Below are 21,172 nucleotides of genomic sequence, written 5' to 3' on the forward strand. Positions count from 1 at the left end.
ATAATTTCTAAAAAAATCAATATTGAAGTTGTGGATAAATAGGCGTCATAATGGACAGCCGGATCGCACCAAGGCGCAGATTCAGGGAAGACAAGCAACGACAACCTTCACCCGTGATGTACGGGTATCAATAATACAAACCTAATTTCGGGAGTACACTGTGTATCTGTCAGTTTGGCAAAGTTGTTTATATGTGTTGCAGGATGAACTACCGTCGCAACAATTTAGTATGTGGGTGCGCCCGCTCCAAGCTGAAAGTACAGACGACACTTTAACTATTTATGCGCCTAACCGTTTTGTGCTTGATTGGGTTCGCGAAAAGTACCTTAATCGGATCAATGAACTATTAGTTGAAATATGCGGTGACGAAGCTCCTGAATTGCGCTTTGACGTGGGCAGCAAACCGATACTCAACGGTAACACGCCCGCCCCCAGTAGCAATACGAATAATACCCAGGCAGCGAGTGCTAGCAGCGCTCCAGCGGTCACCCAAAGTGCGCAGGCACCTGCCGCCGTAGAACCGGCGCCCAAGTCACAGTACAAATCGAATATCAAAGAAAATTATACCTTCGACAATTTTGTTGAAGGTAAGTCAAACCAATTAGCTAAAGCAGCAGCAACACAGGTGGCCGATAACCCAGGTTCGGCATTTAACCCTGTCTTCATTTATGGTGGCACAGGCTTGGGTAAGACGCACTTACTGCACGCCGTGGGTAATGGTATTTTAGCTAAAAAAGAAAACGCTAAAATCGTTTATATGCATTCCGAGCGCTTCGTGCAAGATATGGTCAAAGCGCTGCAAAATAATGCCATTGAAGAGTTCAAGCGCTATTACCGCAGTGTTGATGCCTTACTTATTGATGATATTCAGTTTTTTGCTAATAAAGAGCGCTCTCAAGAAGAGTTCTTTCATACCTTTAATGCGCTGTTAGAAGGTAATCAGCAAATTATTCTGACTTCTGATAGATACCCAAAAGAAATAGAAGGCGTTGAAGACCGTCTTAAATCACGTTTTGGCTGGGGCTTAACTATTGCGATTGAGCCACCGGAGTTAGAAACTCGGGTCGCTATTTTGATGAAAAAAGCGCAGCAAAGTAAGATTAATTTACCCCATGAAGTGGCCTTTTTTATTGCGAAGAAATTGCGCTCAAATGTGCGTGAATTGGAAGGCGCACTTAATCGGGTCATCGCTAACGCAAACTTTACTGGACGACCAATTTCAATCGACTTTGTTAAAGAAGCCTTGCGCGATCTACTCGCTTTGCAAGATAAGTTGGTGACTATCGATAATATTCAACGCACAGTGGCAGAGTATTATCGAATTCGCGTATCAGATTTACTCTCTAAACGCCGCAGCCGCTCTGTAGCTCGTCCACGACAAGTGGCCATGGCGCTATCTAAAGAATTAACCAATCACAGCCTGCCAGAAATAGGTGATGCCTTTGGTGGGCGTGATCATACAACCGTGCTGCATGCATGCCGCAAGGTTAAATCACTGCGTGAAGAAAATCACGAAGTGAAAGAAGACTATCAAAATCTAATAAGAACTTTGTCATCTTAAGGTCAGCCTTATGCAAATTACTATCGCTAGAGATCAGTTTTTAAAACCACTCATGCAAGTGTCTGGTGCTATTGAGAGAAAACATACCCTGCCAATTCTTTCAAATGTATTGCTAGAGGTGCGTGATGGTCAACTTTATATGACTGGGACAGACCTTGAGATAGAGCTTGTTGCCTCGGTCACTTTGGAGAAGCCCACTGCCGATACCAAGATTACTTTGCCAGCTAAAAAGCTCTTAGATATCTGTAAAAGCTTGCCAGATGGCAGTGACATCAATTTAAACTCGCAAGAGCATCAGGTGGTACTGACCAGTGGTAAAAGTCGTTTTGCGCTATTGTCGTTGGCGGCCGAAGACTTTCCTAATTTAGAACAGTGGGATGGCGAGGTTGAGTTTCAGCTAAGCCGTATGGAGCTGAGAAAGCTACTCGAGAATACCCACTTTTCCATGGCGAATCAGGATGTTCGTTATTACCTTAATGGTATGTCATTTGAATTAGAAAATGATGAAATAAAAACCGTTGCCACCGATGGCCATCGCCTCGCATTAGCGTTTAAAAAATTACCTCAATCGCTTAATTCGCAGCGCCAACTTATAGTGCCACGCAAGGGCGTGCAAGAAATCATGCGGTTAATGCCGGCAGATGATAATCCTGTGACTATTCAGTTTGGTGCCAATCATATTCGAATTAGCGATGCAGAGTTTACATTTACTAGTAAATTAGTTGATGGACGCTTCCCTGATTATCGTCGCGTTTTACCTCGTGGTGGTGACAAGATTATTACTGCAAATCGGGAGTGGCTACGCAATGCTCTGCACCGAGTGTCTATCTTGTCTAATGAAAAGTTTCGTGGTGTGCGCTTAAATTTGAGTAATGGCTTATTAAAAGTCAGTGCCAATAACCCAGAGCAAGAACAGGCCGAAGAAGTTGTCGAGGTTATGTATCAAGGTGATGAGTTAGAAATCGGATTTAATGTTTCTTATTTGCTGGATGTTCTAAACACGGTAAAAACTGAAGACGTTACAATTACGCTTGCCGATTCGAATAGTAGTGCGCTGATGGAAGCGACAGGTGATAGTGAAGCGCTCTACGTTGTTATGCCTATGCGTCTATAGATAATGAGCATTACTTCTCTCAGCCTCAATGATTTTCGAAATGTTGAGGCTGTTTCTTTATCTCCCCAAGGCATAAATATCATCTACGGGGAGAATGGCAGCGGCAAGACTAGTTTTCTCGAAGCCATATACTTCCTTTCCCATGGACGTTCTTTTCGTACCAACAAGTATCGCAACGTGATTCGTCATGGGGCGCAAAAATTTACTCTGCACGCAAAAAAGCACAGTAATAATCTCACCATCCCAATGGGGATAAGTAAAAATGTACAGGGTGAGACCCAAGTCCGTATTCAGGGAAAAGCAAGCCGACGTATATCAGATTTAGCCCAGGTATTGCCTGTGCAAGTTATCACTCCTGAAAGTTACTCTTTCTTCTTTGGAGGACCGAAGGAGCGACGGGCATTTATTGATTTGGGTGTGTTCCACGTGGAACATGAGTTTTTAAATGCGTGGCAAAACTTTAACCGTATACTTAAGCAACGTAATGCTTTACTCAAGCAAAGACCCCGAGATATAAAGCTACAACTTGCTGTATGGGACAAAGAATTTGTCCGTTTGGCGCAGCATATTACGGCGCTAAGAGAATCTTATATTGAGAGGTTTAAAGCGCATTTTTTTGATAGACTGTGTGCTGAACTTGAATTGATGCAAGGCCTGAAAATCGAGTTCCATTGCGGGTGGAAACAGTCAGATTCACTCGCTGATGTACTGTCAGAAAACCTCGAACGCGACCTTGCACGTGGATATACATCGAGAGGGCCCCACAAGGCGGATATAACGATAAAAACCGATGTGGGTGCAGCAGAGCATGTCTTTTCAAGAGGACAGCTAAAACTGCTTTTATATGCGCTTAAAGTAGCGCAAAATAGCTTAATTGAAAAAGAGACCGGGAAGCAGTCACTGTTGCTAATAGACGACTTACCCTCGGAGCTCAGTGAAGATACAAAGCGCAAGGTGGGCCAATTATTATCCCATTGCCAAGCGCAAATATTTATAACGACAATTGAGTCCGAAAGTGTCTCTGCCGTGTTAGAAGCTTTGGATAGAACTGAAGCTTTGTTCCACGTGAAACATGGCAAACTAATAACAAGATAGATGGAAACACCATGTCTGAAAATTACGATTCATCAAGTATTAAAGTACTGAAAGGATTAGATGCAGTACGAAAACGGCCAGGAATGTACATTGGTGATACCGATGATGGCACCGGTTTACACCATATGGTTTTCGAGGTCGTCGATAACTCAATCGATGAGGCATTAGCAGGATACTGTGACGACATCTTCGTAACTATCCACACCGATGGCTCAGTATCAGTTCGCGACAATGGTCGTGGTATCCCAACTGAAATCCATGAAGAGGAAGGAGTCTCAGCGGCTGAGGTTATCATGACCGTACTACACGCCGGTGGTAAATTTGATGATAACTCATACAAGGTATCCGGTGGTCTGCATGGTGTAGGTGTTTCGGTTGTTAACGCATTATCAGAAAAGCTAGCGCTAGAAATTCGCCGCGAAGGTAAATTACATAAGCAAACCTACACCATGGGTGAGCCTGATGCGCCGCTTTCTGTGATTGGTGATTCGGAAACCTCAGGCACAGAAATTCGCTTCTGGCCGAGCTCAGAAACATTCAGCGATATTAACTTCCATTACGATATTTTAGCTAAGCGCTTACGGGAATTATCATTCCTGAACTCTGGCGTATCTATCATCTTGACCGATGAGCGCGAGGAAGATAAGCGCGACCACTTTAAATATGAAGGTGGTATACAAGCTTTTGTTGAATACTTGAACCGCAAGAAAACACCAGTTCATCAAAATGTTTTCCACTTCACCCATGAGCGTGAAGATGGCATCAGCGTTGAAGTATCGATGCAGTGGAACGATGGCTTCCAAGAAAGTATTTTCTGCTTTACCAATAATATTCCTCAACGTGATGGTGGAACGCACTTAGCCGGTTTCCGTGCAGCGCTTACCCGTACATTGAATGGTTATATGGAAAAAGAAGGCCTTAACAAAAAAGCCAATGCGTCGACCAGTGGCGATGATGCCCGTGAAGGTTTAACCGCAGTTGTTAGCGTTAAAGTGCCAGATCCTAAGTTCTCATCGCAGACCAAAGATAAACTTGTTTCCAGCGAAGTAAAATCTGCTGTTGAGCAAGCGATGGCCGAAAAATTAGGTGAATTCTTACTTGAGAACCCAAGTGATGCGAAAGTCGTTGTCAGTAAAATAATTGACGCTGCACGTGCGCGTGAAGCAGCGCGTAAAGCACGTGAAATGACGCGTCGTAAAGGAGCCATGGATTTAGCCGGCCTACCTGGTAAGCTCGCTGATTGCCAAGAGAAAGATCCTGCGGAATCTGAACTTTACATAGTGGAGGGTGACTCAGCGGGTGGCTCTGCTAAGCAGGGGCGTAACCGTAAAAACCAAGCTATCTTGCCACTAAAGGGTAAAATCCTAAACGTTGAAAAAGCCCGTTTTGATAAAATGCTTAGCTCGCAAGAGGTGGCTACGCTCATTACGGCGTTAGGTTGTGGTATTGGCCGTGATGAATACGACCCTGAAAAGCTTCGCTATCATCGTATCATTATCATGACCGATGCTGACGTAGATGGCTCGCACATCCGTACTCTGCTACTGACTTTCTTTTATCGTCAAATGCCAGAAATTATTGAGCGTGGTTATGTCTATATTGCTCAGCCACCGCTATACAAGATCAAAAAAGGTAAGCAAGAGCGGTATATCAAAGATGATAATGCACTCGTTGAGTACTTAACTTCTCTCGCACTAAACGGTGCCGCACTGTATACCAGTGAGGGAGCAAGTGCCATTCAAGATAACGCGCTAGAAAACCTAGTTCGCGATTATCAGAGTACTGAAAAAGTTATTGAACGTTTAGCGAGAAAGTACCCATCTTCAATGATGAACAGCTTAATCTACCAACCTCGTATTAGTGAGTCTGAGCTTGATAATGAAGAGAAAGTGTTAGCATGGACGAAAACACTGGTAGAAGACTTAATTGCTAAGGATGAAGATGCGGCTATTTTCAGCGCACACACGCAATTCGACGAAGAGCGTAAACTCTATTATCCGCTGATCAATATTCGTCAGCACGGGGTTGATAAAGTCTATGTACTGAACCACGATTTCTTAACCTCCAAAGACTATCAGCGTATTAGTGTTACAGGTGAGAAAATCACAGACCTGATGCAAGAAGGCGCTTATGTTCAACGCGGAGAGAAAACGCAGCCAGTGAGCAGCTTTGTTGAAGCACTAGAGTGGTTAATTACCGATTCTAAGCGTGGCCTATACACCCAACGCTACAAAGGACTGGGTGAAATGAACCCTGACCAGCTGTGGGAAACGACAATGGATCCTAGTGCTCGCCGTATGCTTAAAGTGACCATTGAAGACGCCATAGCGGCAGACCAATTGTTCGCAACTCTAATGGGTGACCAAGTAGAGCCGCGTCGTGACTTTATCGAGCAAAACGCACTTCGTGTTGTGAATCTAGATGTGTAGAAATACAGCTTAATAACGTATAACTAAAAGCCCTTACACAAACATGTAAGGGCTTTTTTTTGATTTAATACTTAATATTAAAGATGGATAATATCATCGGCATTGCCATCTGGATCGTTCAACGCCGATCCGTCTGTGCCTGGATTACCATTGCTCATCATGATCACCGCGCACGCCGCTGGTGAAGCCATTGATGTGCCAGACATTGTGGTAGTGCCACCCCCTTGGCGTGTGGAAAGAATACCGACTCCAGGTGCGGCATAATCGATAGGTGGGTTGCCAAAGTTACTGAAACTAGCAAAGCGGTCGCTGCTATCTGTTGCTGAAATAGTATAAACCCGGTTATGGGAGGCGCTCGCTGGAGAGACATTATTGGCATCTTGGCTTTCATTGCCTGCGGCCACTACAAAAAAGGCTCCCGATTGTTGTGCGGCATTTTCGACCGCATCGTTAAGTTCCTGATTGAAGCCTCCGCCTAAACTCATATTTGCACAGTCGCCTGGTGAGGCATTAGCGGCGACATGATCAATACCTGCTAGTACCCCAGACCAGCTGCCAGAACCGCGAGAATCGAGTACTTTTACAGGGACCACATCAGCACCTGCTGCAACACCAACGACATCGATACCGTTATTAAGAGCAGCGATAGTGCCGGCGACATGAGTACCATGACCATTGCCATCATCCATGTCTGCGTCACGCCCTTTAGTAAAAGCGGTAAAGCCACGGTTAGCATCAACGTTGAGATCAGTATGGTCTAAGTCAATACCGGTATCGAGTACCCAAGCGGTATAGCCGGAACCATCCACTGGACCTCCAACACGCGTGACGCTCCAAGGCGTTTGTTGAGATTGACTGCCGCCGCCACCGGGCTTACCTTTTTTTGCTGGTGAGGCATAGGCAATGCCATCTTCGGTGAAGCGCATCACATCGGCCTCGTTTGCAAATACCGTTTTCGCTTTAGCGCAGCTCATATTAACAGCCATACCTTTGATAGCATTTTTATATAGGTGCTTGGCTTGAGCTTGTGCCTTAGTCAACATACCGCGTGCTTTACCTTCGACATCAAAGCGAGAAACCGAGTCATTAAAACGGATAATACAGGTATTATCGATCTCCATCTGTGCCGCCATGCCGGTAAAACTAGGGGCGCTTTGTGCAGTGGCTATACCGGTGGATGCAGCGAATATCGCTGTGGCTAAAAGTGTCTTTTTCATTTCGAATCCTATCTTAGTTATATTTTATTGGTCAAAGTGCGGTTAACACTAATTTAACAAAGTTAGACTACTTTGCTGATAATGCAATAAAGAAGAATTAAAAATACGAATAATGAACTAGGTGAGAAGAAATAATTCAGTGATGTTTAAATGAATAGATTATGAATGTGAAAGGAAGGGGCTGTTAGCTACAGAGCCACTGTAAAAGAAACTGCTTAAAACACAGCGTGGCAGCAGGTATACTGTGAGCAATAAAACCGCACTCAAAGCAGCAGAATCTAACCTCATTATGCAAAAATACGACTTACAAACCTTTCAGGGCCTTATCCTAGCGTTACAGGATTACTGGGCACAGCAGGGCTGTGTTATTGCACAGCCTTTTGATCTAGAAGTGGGCGCAGGCACGTTTCATCCACTCACCTTTTTAAAAGCCGTTGGCCCAGAGCCAATGTCGAGTGCGTATGTGCAGCCTTGTCGCCGTCCTACCGATGGCCGCTATGGTGAAAACCCTAACCGCCTACAGCATTACTATCAATTTCAGGTAGTTTTAAAGCCGTCTCCGGACAATATCCAAGACCTATACTTGGGCTCACTCGCTGCATTGGGAATTGACACACTTAAGCATGAAGTCCGTTTTGTTGAAGACAACTGGGAATCGCCAACTCTGGGTGCTTGGGGATTAGGATGGGAAGTGTGGCTAAATGGCATGGAAGTCACGCAGTTCACCTATTTCCAGCAAGTAGGGGGGCTTGAGTGTGCGCCAGTAACCGGCGAAATCACCTATGGTCTAGAGCGTTTAGCCATGTATATTCAAGGTGTGGACAGTATTTACGACCTCGTGTGGGCTGACGGCCCGATGGGCAAAGTGACCTATGGTGATGTTTTCCACCAAAACGAAGTAGAGCAGTCGAAATACAATTTCGAACATGCCGACGTTGATGCGCTATTTAAGCAATTCGACCAGTGCGAAAAGGAAAGTCAAAAACTCATAGAAGCAGAGTTGCCATTACCAGCTTATGAGCAAGTGATGAAGGCATCGCACGCATTCAACCTTCTCGATGCACGTCACGCTATCTCAGTGACAGAGAGACAACGTTATATTCTGCGCGTTAGAGCCTTATCTAAAGCCTGTGCAGAAAGTTACTACGCGGCGCGTGAAGCGCTCGGATTCCCGCTGTGTAAGGATTAAGAATACCTATGTTACAACAGAATCTTTTAGTTGAAATTGGTACTGAAGAGTTACCACCGAAATCACTGCGCACACTTGCAGAAGCCTTTGCTGATGCATTAACCGCACAACTGGACGAGCTTACTCTCGGGCACCAAGGTGTGCAGTGGTATGCATCGCCTCGCCGGTTGGGGTTGATGGTGTTGCAACTGGACGAAAAACAACAAGACAAAGTGGTCGAGAAGCGTGGCCCAGCAGTCAAAGCTGCGTTTGACGCCGATGGCAACCCAACCAAAGCGGCATTGGGTTGGGCTCGTGGCTGTGGTATTGAAGTCAGCGATGCGGAGCGCCATACCACCGATAAAGGCGAGTGGTTACTACACAAGGCCAATGTTCCTGGTCAGGCGGTACAAGAGCTGATTGTAGACGCCGTAGCTAAGGCATTAACTAAACTACCTATCCCTAAACCTATGCGTTGGGGAGCTAACAAGACTCAGTTTATCCGCCCGGTACACACCGCGACCATTTTCTACGGTGCCAGCTTAGTTCAAGGTGAAATTCTTGGTAAAACGATCGGTAACGAGCTTCAGGGGCATCGCTTCCATCACCCAGAGAAAGTCGCTATTCATCACGCCGATGAGGCGCTAGTTAAGCTGAAGGAAGCCTACGTTGTCGCGGATTACGAGGCGCGCAAAGCGATGATCCGTAATCAAATTGATGCCGCTGCAGCAAAAGTGGGTGCCCAGGTCGCGATGGATGAAGAACTGTTAGAGGAAGTGACCTCGCTGGTTGAATGGCCGGTGACGTTAACCGCCTCTTTTGAAGAAGAGTTCTTGGATGTGCCAGATGAAGCACTGATCTACACTATGAAAGACGACCAAAAATACTTCCCACTGCTTGATAGCAATGGCAAGCTGATTAATAAATTCTTATTTGTTTCCAATATTGAGAGCAAAGACCCAAGTGTAGTGATCTCTGGAAATGAGAAAGTAGTGCGCCCACGTTTGGCTGATGCACAGTTCTTTTATGAGGCAGATAAAAAGAAAACATTGGAAAGCCGCTTAGCGTCTCTTGATTCCGTGTTGTTCCAAAAACAACTAGGTACCCTGAAAGATAAATCAGAGCGAATTAGCGCGCTATCAGGCTACATTGCAGAGCAATTGAGTGCCGATAAAGCTTTAGCAGAGCGGGCCGGTTTGTTAAGTAAAACCGACCTAATGACAGAGATGGTGATGGAGTTCACTGATGTTCAAGGCGTGATGGGGATGCATTATGCACGTCATGACGGTGAGCATGAAGATGTCGCCAATGCCATGAACGAGCAATATATGCCGCGTTTCTCTGGGGATGAATTACCACATAGCACTATCGCTTGTGCTGTGGCTCTGGCAGATAAGTTCGACACCTTAGTGGGTATTTTTGGTATCGGCCAAGCTCCGAAAGGTGACAAGGACCCATTTGCCCTGCGTCGTGCAGCAATTGGTGCGCTTCGGATCATGGTAGAGAAGCAACTACCTTTAGATGTGCTTGATATTATTGCCAAAGCACAGCAACTGTTTGCTGATAAGCTCAGTAACAGCAATGTCGCTGAGGATGTATTTGATTTCCTCCTAGGGCGTTTCCGTACTTGGTATCAAGAGCAGGGTATTGCCGTTGATGTAATCCAGGCAGTGTTGGCGCGTCGACCTTCTAAACCCCTTGATTTCGACCTGCGTGTAAAGGCGGTAAGCCATTTCCGTAGCTTAGAGCCTGCAGAAGCGCTGGCAGCGGCAAATAAACGAGTGGGTAACATCCTCAGTAAAAATGACATCAAGGAAGTTGGTGCCATTGATAAAGCGTTACTTCAAGAGCCTGCCGAGCAGACTTTGGCTGAGCAAGTAGCGGCCTATCAAGCGAAGTTATCGCCATTGTATGAACAGGGTGATTATCAGCTGGCATTAAGTGAATTGGCGAATATACGTCAAAGTGTTGATGCCTTTTTCGATAACGTAATGGTGATGGCTGACGATGATGCCGTTAAGAACAATCGCTTGGCGCTATTGTCACAATTACAATCGCTGTTTCTACAAGTTGCTGACATTTCTGTTTTACAGAAATAGTGAGTATTTTTCATAGTGATAGTAAAAGCCAGCATTAAGCTGGCTTTTTTATTGAAGCCTTTGCACTAATTTCTTAGACTGGAGAAAAGTGCGCTTAAAGTGGAAACAAATAATAATGACAAAGCAAATTCCGTTACTCGTTTCAGCCTTACTATTGGGGGCTTGCTCAAGCTCAGTGACTATCGATGATATCGTGCCTGCTGAGGAAGTGAAAAAGCCGTTATTCTTGCGTGGTGATTTCTCGTTGTGGGATGCACAGCCAGAGTATCAAATGCAACGAGTGGCGCCAGCCATCTATGAGACCAAAATTCGCTTCTCTACGCCGGGGAAGGCCTATGAGTTCAAAATAGCCGATGCCCAGTGGAGTGCTGGTTATAATTGCGGTTATCTTGACGAAGCGCTCGATAAAACGTTAGAGCTTGGCCTACCAGTTCAGGCAGACTGCAACAGCGTATACAACTATTTTAGCTTTACGCCAGAGGAGAAAGGTTGGTACAAAGTGTCTATCAATTTCTCTCGCTTTAAAAAGCCCTTGGTAACAGTCAATCAAGTGTTTGAATAAGGCCTACTGGCCTTTTCTGATCAAATACTGATACGGGGCTTGCTCGGTTTTCTGGGCCACCAAGGTGTGGTCCATAAAACGACAAAAACTGGGAATATCACGAGTCGTTGAAGGGTCATCAGCGGTGATTAGCAGGGTCTCGCCTTGGCGCATTTTGCGCACGGTGCCGCGCACCATCATCACCGGTTCGGGGCAACGTAGGCCCATGGCGTCAAGAACATGGTCAGCTTGGTCAAAGTTCATTGGTGTCGTTGCCTTAGAATAAAAGCGCTAGTTTACCCAAACTTTAGATAAGAAAAAAGGCGGGAGCAATAATGCTTAACCCGCCTTTTTGTCACCAAGCTGATGTGGCTATGGACGTTCGAACACCGTAGCAATACCTTGGCCTAAACCAATACACATGGTTGCAAGGCCGTATTTAGCGTCCTTATCTTCCATAATATTGATAAGCGTGGTGCTGATCCGTGAACCAGAGCAACCCAATGGATGCCCAAGTGCAATTGCACCGCCATTTAGATTCACTTTTTCATCGACCTTATCCAGTAGACCTAAGTCTTTAAGCACTGGTAAAGACTGCGCTGCGAATGCTTCATTAAGCTCAGCAACGTCAATATCATCAATGCTGATGCCTGCCTGCGCCAATGCCTTCTTAGTCGCAGGGACCGGACCATAACCCATGATTGATGGATCGCAGCCGGCGACCGCCATTGACTTAACACGAGCACGAATTGGCAAGCCTAGCTCTTTAGCTTTGTCTTCACTCATAACCAACATGGCAGAAGCACCGTCAGACAACGCTGAAGATGTGCCTGCAGTGACGCTACCCGAGGCCGGGTTAAATACAGGACGAAGCTGAGATAAACCCTCGACGGTGGTTTCTGGACGAATAACTTCATCATCTTCAACCAAGGTCAATGCACCACTTTCATCATGGCCTTCCATCGGTAGGATCTCGCTTTTAAAGCGACCCTCTACTGTGGCTGCATGAGCGCGTTGGTGTGAGCGAGCGCCGAACTGGTCCTGTTGCTCGCGGCTAATACCGTGCAAGGTGGCAAGATATTCAGCTGTTAGTCCCATCACACCTGCGGCTTGAGCTACAGAAGTAGCGAGCCCTGGGTGGAAATCATTACCATGGGTCATTGGTACATGGCCCATATGCTCCACACCCCCGATAAGGTAAGTGTCGCCGGCACCGGTCATAATTGCGCGTGCCGCATCATGCAACGCTTGCATTGATGAGCCGCATAATCGGTTTACAGTGACTGCTGGCACTGTGTGTGGAATACCCGCCAACAGTGCGGCGTTACGGCCGACGTTAAAGCCTTGTTCTAAGGTTTGCTGTACGCAACCCCAGTAGATGTCGTCTATTGACGCAGGATCCACAGCAGGGTTGCGCTCTAATAGGCCTTTCATCAAGTGGGCACTAAGGTCCTCAGCACGCTTGTGGCGGAATACGCCATTTTTTGAGCGGCCCATAGGTGTACGAATACAATCGACGATGACAACATTATTCATGATTATTGTCCCTCCACTTGATAAAACACGCGGCCTTGCTCGGCCCATTGACGTGTTTGGTCAGATACTTGGTAAATCGCACCAAGGTGTGCGTACTTATCGGCAGTTGCTACAAAGTTAGCCAGGCCGACTTGGTCTAAATAGCGGAATACACCGCCTCTGAATGGCGGGAAGCCAATACCATATACCAACGCCATGTCTGCTTCTTGTGGTGAAGCAATGATGTTTTCTTGTAGGCAAAGCAGTACTTCGTTGATCATCGGCACCATACAGCGGTCGATCATTTCCTGCTTATCAACGTCTTTCTCACTGTCGCTCAGCGTTGATAGTAACTTTAATGCCTCGTCATCATGGCTCTTCTTCAAACGGCCACGGCGATCAGGAGCATAGCTGTAGAAGCCTTTACCATTTTTCTGACCGTAGCGTTTAGCTTCTGCAAACACGGCGACCGGATCTTTCTCTTGGCGAGCCATACGTTCAGGGAAGCCTTCAGCCATCACGCCAGTGCAATGGAAGGCGGTATCAATACCCACCACGTCTAGTAGGTAGGCGGGCCCCATCGGCCAACCAAAGACATTTTCCATGACTTTATCGATTTTTGCGAAGCTGATTCCTTCGCTGACCATTTTGCTGAAGCCAGCAAAGTAGGGGAATAGCACACGGTTTACGAAAAACCCAGGGCAGTCATTCACAACGATGGGCGACTTACCTAGCTTAAGGGCATAGTCGACTACAGCGTTAACGGTATCTTCTGAGGTTTTCTCGCCACGAATCACTTCTACCAAAGGCATCTTTGGAACGGGGTTGAAAAAGTGCATACCGCAGAATTTTTCAGGTTTCTCTAGCGCTGTGGCAAGTTCATCAATACGAATGGTCGACGTGTTTGACGTTAGTACAGCATTGTCACCTAAGGTCTTCTCAAGGTCGCTTAATACTGCTTTTTTCACCTTCGGATTCTCAACCACGGCTTCAACTACGATATCAGCACTTTGCACATCCGCATCGTTGAGAGTCGGTTTTATTTTGCCTAGTACGCCGACCATCTTATCCATGTTCATATGGCCGCGTTTTACTTTTTTACCAAGTAGCTTTGCTGCCTCGCCCATACCTAAGTCGAGAGCATCTTGGTTAATGTCTTTCATGACAATAGGTGTGCCTTTGTAGGCTGACTGGTAAGCGATACCGCCGCCCATAATGCCTGCACCTAGTACCGCAGCTTGGTTGATGCTGACACTACTACCCTTGGCTTGCTTTTTAGCTTTGCCTTTAATGAACTGATCGTTCAAGAAAATACCGGTAAGCGCAGCAGCTTCATTGGTTTTAGCCAGCTTGGCGAAGTTGGCATTTTCCACTGCCATGGCTTCGTCGCGACTCATATTCGCGGCTTCTTTAATGGTTTTCACTGCAAGCACTGGCGCTGGGTAGTGGCCTTTAGTTTTGCCCATAACCATGCCTTCGGCCATGGCAAAGCTCATGCCTTGCTCTACCTTATTCATCTTCAATGGCGCTTGTTTTGTTGCGCGGCGCTTTTGCCAATCAAGCTTACCTGCAATGGCTTGCTCCAGCATGTTGATACATGCATCAACAAGCGCGTCATCAGTAACCACAGCATCAAGTGCGCCTACTTTTAGTGCATCATTGGCACGGTTTTCCTGACCCGTAGTGATCCAAGTCATGGCATTGTCTGCACCGATGATACGAGGTAAACGCACGGTGCCACCAAAGCCTGGCATAATGCCCAGTTTGGTCTCAGGTAAACCGATTTTAGCTTTGCTGCTACCAACACGGAAATCGGTCGCCAGAACCCACTCGCAGCCACCGCCAAGAGCCATACCATTGATAGCACTGATCGTAGGGAAAGGTAAGTCTTCTAAAGCATCAAACACATCGGTTGCGTTTTTAATCCAGCTTACAAGCTCTTGCTCTGGTCTTTGGAAAGTGGGTAGGAATTCAAAAATATCAGCACCAACGATGAAGTGATCTTTATCGCTGGTAAATACCATGCCTTTAATGTCGTCACGTTGACGTAATTCTTTGATGGCCTCTAAGCAGTCGTTTAAGGTTTGTTGAGATAGTTTATTCACTGAACCAGGTACAGTGAACTTAAACTCAGCAATTTGGTCCTTTATAAAAGAGACTACAAAGGAATCGCTCTGAAATATCATGGGTATCTCCCTTTGTTTCATGTGAAACTGGTACGATGAGTTGGGTTTTCGATCAGTGTCGCGTCTTTAATCCGAAAATGCAATGAAAATTTCCGGCTAAAATTTACATTCGGTTAAAAATTAACGCTGATACGAGATGCGACCAAAACACGTATAGATGCGGTTACTAAAGGTCAAAACTCATCCATTAATGTAGTACAGTTAAGATGGTTCGTTGAACCAATAATGGTAACGTGCCTTTTTGAGCATTTTTAGTGTTATTCCGTTACCTGTGTTTCGCGCGATAAAACGTAGGATTATCATGAAACGATTTATACATGTGTTACTGGCTGCATCCCTACTGCACGCCTCCAGTGCTTCTTTAGCCAGTGACAATGACGATTTTTTAGAGGCGGAAAAGGTGGCCTGGTCAGGCAACTATAAAGAGTTTAAGCGCCTCAATAGCCAACTTGATCACCCCCTTAAGCCTTATGTAGAGATGGCCTTTTATAAACGCCATCCGCAGTTAAAATATCAAACAGAAATAGAGCGCTTTTTGAGCGTGTACCAAAATACTCCCCTCGAGTGGCCGGTGCGTCGAGCCTGGCTTAACTACCTAGCTAAAAGAGGGCGAAAAGCCGACTTTGTTGCTAACTACCAACCCACAAGCGACGCGCAGTTAAAGTGCCAGTACCTAGATTTTCAATTGCAACTAGGCGCCCCTGAGCGAGCAATATTAGCGCAAGTTGCTGATCTCTGGGTGGTTGGGCAATCTCAACCGAAACAGTGTGACTCCTTATTCGCTAAGTGGCGTGATGCTGGGATGCAAACTCCACAACGGGTATGGCAACGGGTAGGGTTGGCAGCACGAGAGGGCGAACACTACTTGCTGCGCTACCTGAAAACGTTGCTACCGAATAATGAGCGTTATTTAGCTGATTTATATTCTGCGGTGCGCAAAGACCCCAGTGCTGCAGCAGGGTTGTACCGGTTCAAAAACAAAAGCAGCAAAGAAGCGGAAATTGCCCATTATGGCGTTAAGCGTTTGGTATGGCGAGATCCGGAACTAGCGATTCGAGCATGGACCAAACTCGATAACATGTTCACTTTTACCGACGAGCAACGTCAGGAAATTAACTATGCTTTTGCTTATGCATTGGCGGTAAAACAGCATGATGAAGCGAAATTTTGGTTAAATAAAGTGCCCGATGCGGGCCATGATAAAAAGCTAATGCAGTGGCATCTGGCAAATATGCTCAGAGAGCAAGATTGGCCAGGGATATCAGCTTACTTCACTAATAAAACCAATCTCAGCAATGGCCATAAATACTGGCTCGCATACAGCTATTTTCGTCAAGGGCGGGCACAAGAGGCCCAAAATATATGGCTGCCGCTGGCACAACAACGAGACTATTATGGCTTTCTTGCTGCCGCACGCTTGGACCAACCGGTTAACCTCAATAGTAAACAGTTGATGTTGCCGCCTGGGTTGAAGGAAAAGGTGGCTCAGGCGCCAGGCTTCAAGCGCGCCAAACGTTTGCATGAACTGAAGCGCTACACCAGCGCGCGCAGGGAATGGAATTACCTAATAGATACGTCAAGTGAAGCGGAGAAACTAGCGGCTTCGGTATTAGCCGGTGAACAAGGCTGGCATGACAGTACCATCTTTACATTAGCGCGTATAAAGGCTTGGGATTACGTGGATTTACGCTTCCCTGATGCATTCACCGACTTATTTAAGCGCTATAGCCGCCGCAACAAAGTGGATATGGATTGGAGTATTGCGATTGCTCGGCGTGAGAGCTCTTTTGCTCCAGATGCCCGCTCTCGGGCCAACGCCCGGGGCTTAATGCAGCTTCTTCCTAGTACCGCGAAGTACATTAATCGTAGTACCGTGTCTTCACGGCGTTTGTACGAGCCCAGCACTAATATCAATTTGGGCACCAAGTACCTCAAGTACTTAGAGGGTAAAACTAATGGCAACCAAGTGCTAGCAACAGCGTCTTACAATGCGGGTTATCACCGTGTACGTAAATGGTTACCGGATCAAGCTATGCCTGCGGAGCTGTGGATTGAATTGATCCCGTATCGGGAAACGCGCGACTATGTCAAAAATGTATTTGCTTATCGGCAAGTATACCTTACTAAACAAGGCAAAAACGAAAACATCCTAGCGTCTATTCTTGATATGCGCATAGGTGGTTAGCCGCACAGCTGGCGGCTGTGATAGACTGCAGTTAATAATATTTAGCAAAGTGGGTGATACATGAATAAATTAGCGGTGTTATACGCTGAACATATTGCAACCTTGCAAAAGCGCACGCGCGAAATTATCGAACGCGAAAACCTAGACGGCGTTGTTTTCCATTCTGGCCAAGCGAAGCGCCAGTTCTTAGACGATATGTACTACCCGTTTAAGGTGAATCCACAATTTAAGGCCTGGTTGCCAGTGATAGATAACCCACATTGCTGGATTGTCGCGAATGGCACTGATAAGCCAAAGTTGATTTTCTATCGCCCTGTGGACTTTTGGCACAAGGTCCCCGATGAGCCGAATGAGTATTGGGCTGACTACTTTGATATTGAACTGCTGGTGAAACCGGATCAGGTAGAAAAGTTACTCCCTTATGATAAGGCGCGATTTGCATATATTGGCGAATACCTGGAAGTTGCTCAAGCTTTGGGTTTTGAGCTGATGAATCCGGAGCCGGTAATGAACTTTTATCATTACCACCGTGCCTACAAAACGCAGTACGAACTTGCTTGTATGCGTGAGGCGAATAAAATCGCTGTACAAGGTCACAAAGCTGCGCGAGATGCGTTTTTTCAAGGCAAGTCCGAATTTGAAATTCAACAAGCCTACCTGTTAGCGACGCAACATAGCGAAAATGACACGCCTTATGGCAACATTGTGGCGCTAAATGAAAACTGCGCCATTTTGCACTACACGCACTTTGATCGTGTTGCTCCTGCTACCCATCGTTCTTTTTTGATTGACGCTGGCGCCAACTTCAATGGTTATGCAGCCGATATTACTCGAACCTATGACTTTACTGGTGAAGGGGAATTTGCTGAACTTGTTGCCACCATGAAGCAGCACCAAATTGCACTATGTAACCAGTTGGCGCCTGGCAAGTTATATGGAGAGTTACACCTTGATTGTCACCAACGTGTGGCGCAAACACTGAGTGACTTTAACATCGTTAACTTATCGGCCGATGAGATTGTTGCCAAAGGCATTACCTCAACGTTCTTCCCACATGGTTTAGGCCATCATATTGGTTTACAAGTACATGATGTGGGTGGTTTTATGGCTGACGAGCAGGGCGCACACCAAGAGCCGCCTGAAGGTCACCCATTCCTGCGTTGCACGCGTAAGATTGAAGCGAATCAAGTATTTACCATTGAACCTGGGTTGTACTTTATTGATTCCTTGCTCGGTGATTTAGCAGCGACAGATAATAATCAGCATATTAATTGGGACAAGGTCGCAGAGCTTAAGCCTTTCGGTGGTATTCGTATTGAGGACAATATCATTGTTCACGAAGACAGCCTTGAGAATATGACTCGCGAGCTAGAGCTCGATTAACCACCCATTCACTGCGGGGCCTAAGTGCTCCGCAGTTTGCTATCAATGATCCTGCCGTTATGTCTGAATACTCATACCCTAGTGAGCCCTTAAGTTACGAAGAAGAAATCAAAAAGAGCACCTTTATTGTGCATGTGGCGCACACGCCGGATATTAGTGCGGCGAAAGACTTTATCGCCGATATTAATCGCCGTTACCCCGATGCCCGCCATAATTGCTGGGCTCATGTAGCAGGGGCTCCAGGAGGCAGCCATGTGTATGGCTTTTCCGATGATGGTGAGCCCAATGGCACTGCTGGCAAACCAATGCTGAATGTGCTCCAAGGCAGTGGCCTTGGCGAGATTTGTGCTGTGACAACGCGTTACTTCGGCGGTATTAAGCTCGGTACCGGTGGATTGGTTCGTGCCTATGGCGGTACGCTTAATAACGCGCTGGCGCAACTAGTTACCCAGGTTAAGGTGCCTAGTGTGGTACTCATTGGCGACAGTGACTATGCTCTACAGGGAGTCATAGAGCAAAGGTTGCAAACTCACTATCAAGTCCTTGGTATTGAGAAGCAATATGATAGCGCCATTCGTTGGCAGATATGTATTGATGAGCGCCAAAGCGATGCAGCGATAAAAGATATCTTTGATTTAAGCCACGGTACTGTTGAGTTAAAAATAAAACAGTAAGACAATAACATGCAAACAAAAGTCACGGCGATGCGCTAGATGCAATACCGCACGATAATAAAAATACTGGGCCAGCTGGTGGCGTTATTCAGCATCACTATGGTGCCGCCAGCCTTGGTCTCACTAATATACAAAGATGGTGGCGGTTTACCTTTTATTCTCGCTTTTGTCTTTAGCGTAATTGCTGGCTTAATTGCCTACTACCCCAACCGTAATGAGCATGGAGATTTAAAGGCTCGGGAAGGCTTTTTAATTGTGGTGTTGTTTTGGCTGGTGCTGGGCTCGTTCGCATCTTTACCGCTGATTTTTCTAGATGCACCCAAGTTATCAATGGCAGACGCCGTATTTGAGGCGTTTTCTGGGCTGACCACTACCGGTGCGACTGTACTTACAGGCATAGAATATTTACCTAAGTCGGTGCTTTTCTATCGTCAGCAATTACAATGGCTGGGCGGTATGGGGATCATCGTACTTGCCGTTGCCGTGCTCCCTATGCTTGGCGTGGGTGGGATGCAGCTGTACCGTGCTGAGACGCCAGGGCCGGTGAAAGATTCAAAAATGACACCACGAATTGCCGATACGGCAAAACACCTGTGGTATATCTATGTGTCGCTTACCTTAGCTTGCACGCTGGCTTATTGGGTTGCGGGAATGAATTGGTTTGATGCGATTTGTCATGCCTTTTCAACCATAGCCATTGGTGGTTTCTCTACCTATGATGCGTCGATGGGGCACTTTGATAGCCCCGTGATTAACCTGATCTGTGTGGTGTTTTTGCTAATTGCGGCAATCAACTTTTCACTGCACTACGCAGCGGTGGCCAGTCGTAGTGGCAAAGTTTATTTGCGCGACCCTGAGTTTAAAGCGTTTTTTCTGATCCAAGTGGCACTCATCATTATCTGTTTCGCAGTGCTTTCCTCTAATAACATTTACGCTAATGGTGATGAAACTCTCGACCAGGCGATGTTTCAGGCCGTTTCCATCAGTACCACCGCCGGTTTTGCGACCGATAACTTCTCCGCTTGGCCGCTGTTTCTACCTATGCTGCTGATCTTTTCCAGTTTTATTGGTGGTTGTGCGGGCTCCACAGGCGGGGGAATGAAAGTAGTGAGGGTGTTTTTACTTTACTTACAAGGTATCCGAGAGCTTAACCGTTTGGTCCACCCGCGTGCCATCTATTCGATTAAGCTAGGTCGTAAAGCCCTGCCAGATAAGGTTGTGGAGGCGGTATGGGGCTTTTTCTCTGCCTATGCCTTGGTGTTTGTAATTATTATGATCAGCCTGATGGGGACGGGGCTAGATAATATCACTGCCTTCTCGGCGACCGCTGCCTGCCTTAATAACCTGGGTCCAGGGCTGGGTGAAGTAGCCGCTCACTATGGTGACATTAGTGATAGCGCAAAGTGGATTCTGACATTGGCAATGGTCTTTGGCCGGTTAGAGATATTTACTCTCCTCGTGCTGTTTACCCCAACATTCTGGCGTGGGTGAGGCACGGTCGCTTGCGACAGCGAGTGACTTAACGTCACTCGTTGAGGGCCGAACGCGAAGGCGTGGATGCCTGAGCCGGGCGTCGCTTCAGGATGAATTCCTGCCACCATGCCATCCCTTTTCTATCGCGTGACAGTGACTTAACGTCACTCGTTGAGGGCCGAACGCGAAGGCGTGGATGCCTGAGCCGGGCGTCGCTTCAGGATGAATTCCTGCCACCATGCTATCCCTTTTCTATCTCGTGGCAGTGACTTAACGTCACTCGTTGAGTGGCGTTGAGGCGTGGATGCCTAGCGTAGGCACTCAATTGTTTTTTTATCTCTTCTGTATTTCTTTTTGTCCTAAATTCCACCTCTTTACTGAACCAAAGATGCGTTGTTGCTAAAAAGCAACACAGCGCTTGGTGTGCAGTCGGGGCTCAATAAAAATCCCCTTACAAATAGTTATTTAAATTATAAGTTGTTGAATTTTATATAAATAAACATAAAAAATAATTTATGAGAATGATGGCATT

The 21,172-nt window shown here is 46.4% G+C and carries 15 protein-coding genes; 11 read left to right on the plus strand and 4 right to left on the minus strand.

Annotated features, from left to right (window positions below):
- Nucleotides 1-160 precede the first annotated feature (160 nt).
- The 4 genes from dnaA to gyrB are packed head-to-tail and all read left to right on the plus strand — an operon-like array spanning nt 161 to nt 6,199.
- Complete coding sequence (gene dnaA / locus PRUTH_RS00005; RefSeq protein WP_026111101.1) at nt 161-1,561, plus strand: chromosomal replication initiator protein DnaA; 1,401 nt, start codon at nt 161-163, stop codon at nt 1,559-1,561.
- A gap of 10 nt (nt 1,562-1,571) precedes the next feature.
- The gene (gene dnaN / locus PRUTH_RS00010; RefSeq protein WP_022944872.1) at nt 1,572-2,675 is read left to right on the plus strand and encodes a DNA polymerase III subunit beta; all 1,104 of its coding nucleotides are present in this window, start codon (nt 1,572-1,574) and stop codon (nt 2,673-2,675) included.
- A gap of 3 nt (nt 2,676-2,678) precedes the next feature.
- Nucleotides 2,679-3,770: a DNA replication/repair protein RecF gene (gene recF, locus PRUTH_RS00015; protein WP_151172231.1), complete on the plus strand. Its 1,092-nt coding sequence runs from the start codon at nt 2,679-2,681 to the stop codon at nt 3,768-3,770.
- Between the two features lie 11 nt (nt 3,771-3,781).
- Nucleotides 3,782-6,199, plus strand: coding sequence for a DNA topoisomerase (ATP-hydrolyzing) subunit B (gene gyrB / locus PRUTH_RS00020; protein ID WP_138548730.1), 2,418 nt, complete (start codon nt 3,782-3,784; stop codon nt 6,197-6,199).
- A gap of 77 nt (nt 6,200-6,276) precedes the next feature.
- On the opposite strand, the gene PRUTH_RS00025 is transcribed toward gyrB, so the two are convergent.
- The gene (locus PRUTH_RS00025) at nt 6,277-7,416 is read right to left on the minus strand and encodes a S8 family serine peptidase (RefSeq protein WP_151172232.1); all 1,140 of its coding nucleotides are present in this window, start codon (nt 7,414-7,416) and stop codon (nt 6,277-6,279) included.
- Between the two features lie 289 nt (nt 7,417-7,705).
- Between PRUTH_RS00025 and glyQ the strand changes: the two genes are divergently transcribed.
- The 3 genes from glyQ (at nt 7,706) to PRUTH_RS00040 (ending at nt 11,245) form a co-directional block, all read left to right on the plus strand.
- Complete coding sequence (gene glyQ, locus PRUTH_RS00030; RefSeq protein WP_026111100.1) at nt 7,706-8,605, plus strand: glycine--tRNA ligase subunit alpha; 900 nt, start codon at nt 7,706-7,708, stop codon at nt 8,603-8,605.
- A gap of 8 nt (nt 8,606-8,613) precedes the next feature.
- A complete protein-coding gene (gene glyS / locus PRUTH_RS00035) occupies nt 8,614-10,683 on the plus strand; it encodes a glycine--tRNA ligase subunit beta (protein WP_151172233.1) in 2,070 nt (689 codons plus the stop codon).
- A 109-nt stretch (nt 10,684-10,792) separates the two neighbouring features.
- Nucleotides 10,793-11,245: an early set domain-containing protein gene (locus tag PRUTH_RS00040; protein ID WP_026111099.1), complete on the plus strand. Its 453-nt coding sequence runs from the start codon at nt 10,793-10,795 to the stop codon at nt 11,243-11,245.
- 3 nt (nt 11,246-11,248) lie between these two features.
- Here the strand turns inward: PRUTH_RS00040 and tusA are convergent, their stop codons facing one another.
- The 3 genes from tusA to fadB all read right to left on the minus strand — a co-directional run bounded on the left by tusA (nt 11,249) and on the right by fadB (nt 14,925).
- Nucleotides 11,249-11,488: a sulfurtransferase TusA gene (gene tusA / locus PRUTH_RS00045; RefSeq protein ID WP_022944865.1), complete on the minus strand. Its 240-nt coding sequence runs from the start codon at nt 11,486-11,488 to the stop codon at nt 11,249-11,251.
- A 108-nt stretch (nt 11,489-11,596) separates the two neighbouring features.
- Nucleotides 11,597-12,760 carry an acetyl-CoA C-acyltransferase FadA gene (fadA, locus tag PRUTH_RS00050; RefSeq protein WP_045979470.1) on the minus strand — a complete coding sequence of 388 codons (1,164 nt, stop codon included), beginning with the start codon at nt 12,758-12,760 and terminating at the stop codon, nt 11,597-11,599.
- Between the two features lie 2 nt (nt 12,761-12,762).
- On the minus strand, nt 12,763-14,925 hold the full coding sequence (fadB, locus tag PRUTH_RS00055; RefSeq protein ID WP_151172234.1) for a fatty acid oxidation complex subunit alpha FadB: 2,163 nt from the start codon (nt 14,923-14,925) through the stop codon (nt 12,763-12,765).
- Between the two features lie 301 nt (nt 14,926-15,226).
- Here fadB and PRUTH_RS00060 point away from each other — a divergent pair, with 301 nt between their 5' ends.
- From PRUTH_RS00060 to PRUTH_RS00075, 4 genes are read left to right on the plus strand one after another with little or no spacing between them, the layout of a single operon-like run.
- The gene (locus PRUTH_RS00060) at nt 15,227-17,110 is read left to right on the plus strand and encodes a transglycosylase SLT domain-containing protein (protein ID WP_151172235.1); all 1,884 of its coding nucleotides are present in this window, start codon (nt 15,227-15,229) and stop codon (nt 17,108-17,110) included.
- Nucleotides 17,111-17,170: 60 nt separating this feature from the next.
- Nucleotides 17,171-18,493, plus strand: coding sequence for a Xaa-Pro dipeptidase (gene pepQ, locus PRUTH_RS00065; RefSeq protein ID WP_022944861.1), 1,323 nt, complete (start codon nt 17,171-17,173; stop codon nt 18,491-18,493).
- A gap of 59 nt (nt 18,494-18,552) precedes the next feature.
- The gene (locus tag PRUTH_RS00070; RefSeq protein ID WP_151172236.1) at nt 18,553-19,167 is read left to right on the plus strand and encodes a YigZ family protein; all 615 of its coding nucleotides are present in this window, start codon (nt 18,553-18,555) and stop codon (nt 19,165-19,167) included.
- Between the two features lie 39 nt (nt 19,168-19,206).
- The gene (locus PRUTH_RS00075) at nt 19,207-20,658 is read left to right on the plus strand and encodes a TrkH family potassium uptake protein (RefSeq protein WP_151172237.1); all 1,452 of its coding nucleotides are present in this window, start codon (nt 19,207-19,209) and stop codon (nt 20,656-20,658) included.
- The last annotated feature ends 514 nt before the right edge of the window (nt 20,659-21,172 follow it).

The sequence above is a fragment of the Pseudoalteromonas ruthenica genome, from assembly GCF_008808095.1.
Taxonomy (GTDB): Bacteria; Pseudomonadota; Gammaproteobacteria; order Enterobacterales; family Alteromonadaceae; genus Pseudoalteromonas; species Pseudoalteromonas ruthenica.

Excerpts from the sequence above, each read along its gene's own strand:
- dnaN (WP_022944872.1), top strand. The coding sequence starts at position 1,572 with ATGCAAATTACTATCGCTAGAGATCAGTTTTTAAAACCACTCATGCAA.
- recF (WP_151172231.1), top strand. The coding sequence starts at position 2,679 with ATGAGCATTACTTCTCTCAGCCTCAATGATTTTCGAAATGTTGAGGCT.
- gyrB (WP_138548730.1), top strand. The coding sequence starts at position 3,782 with ATGTCTGAAAATTACGATTCATCAAGTATTAAAGTACTGAAAGGATTA.
- PRUTH_RS00025 (WP_151172232.1), bottom strand. The coding sequence starts at position 7,416 with ATGAAAAAGACACTTTTAGCCACAGCGATATTCGCTGCATCCACCGGT.
- glyQ (WP_026111100.1), top strand. The coding sequence starts at position 7,706 with ATGCAAAAATACGACTTACAAACCTTTCAGGGCCTTATCCTAGCGTTA.
- glyS (WP_151172233.1), top strand. The coding sequence starts at position 8,614 with ATGTTACAACAGAATCTTTTAGTTGAAATTGGTACTGAAGAGTTACCA.
- tusA (WP_022944865.1), bottom strand. The coding sequence starts at position 11,488 with ATGAACTTTGACCAAGCTGACCATGTTCTTGACGCCATGGGCCTACGT.
- fadA (WP_045979470.1), bottom strand. The coding sequence starts at position 12,760 with ATGAATAATGTTGTCATCGTCGATTGTATTCGTACACCTATGGGCCGC.
- fadB (WP_151172234.1), bottom strand. The coding sequence starts at position 14,925 with ATGATATTTCAGAGCGATTCCTTTGTAGTCTCTTTTATAAAGGACCAA.
- PRUTH_RS00060 (WP_151172235.1), top strand. The coding sequence starts at position 15,227 with ATGAAACGATTTATACATGTGTTACTGGCTGCATCCCTACTGCACGCC.
- pepQ (WP_022944861.1), top strand. The coding sequence starts at position 17,171 with ATGAATAAATTAGCGGTGTTATACGCTGAACATATTGCAACCTTGCAA.
- PRUTH_RS00070 (WP_151172236.1), top strand. The coding sequence starts at position 18,553 with ATGTCTGAATACTCATACCCTAGTGAGCCCTTAAGTTACGAAGAAGAA.
- PRUTH_RS00075 (WP_151172237.1), top strand. The coding sequence starts at position 19,207 with ATGCAATACCGCACGATAATAAAAATACTGGGCCAGCTGGTGGCGTTA.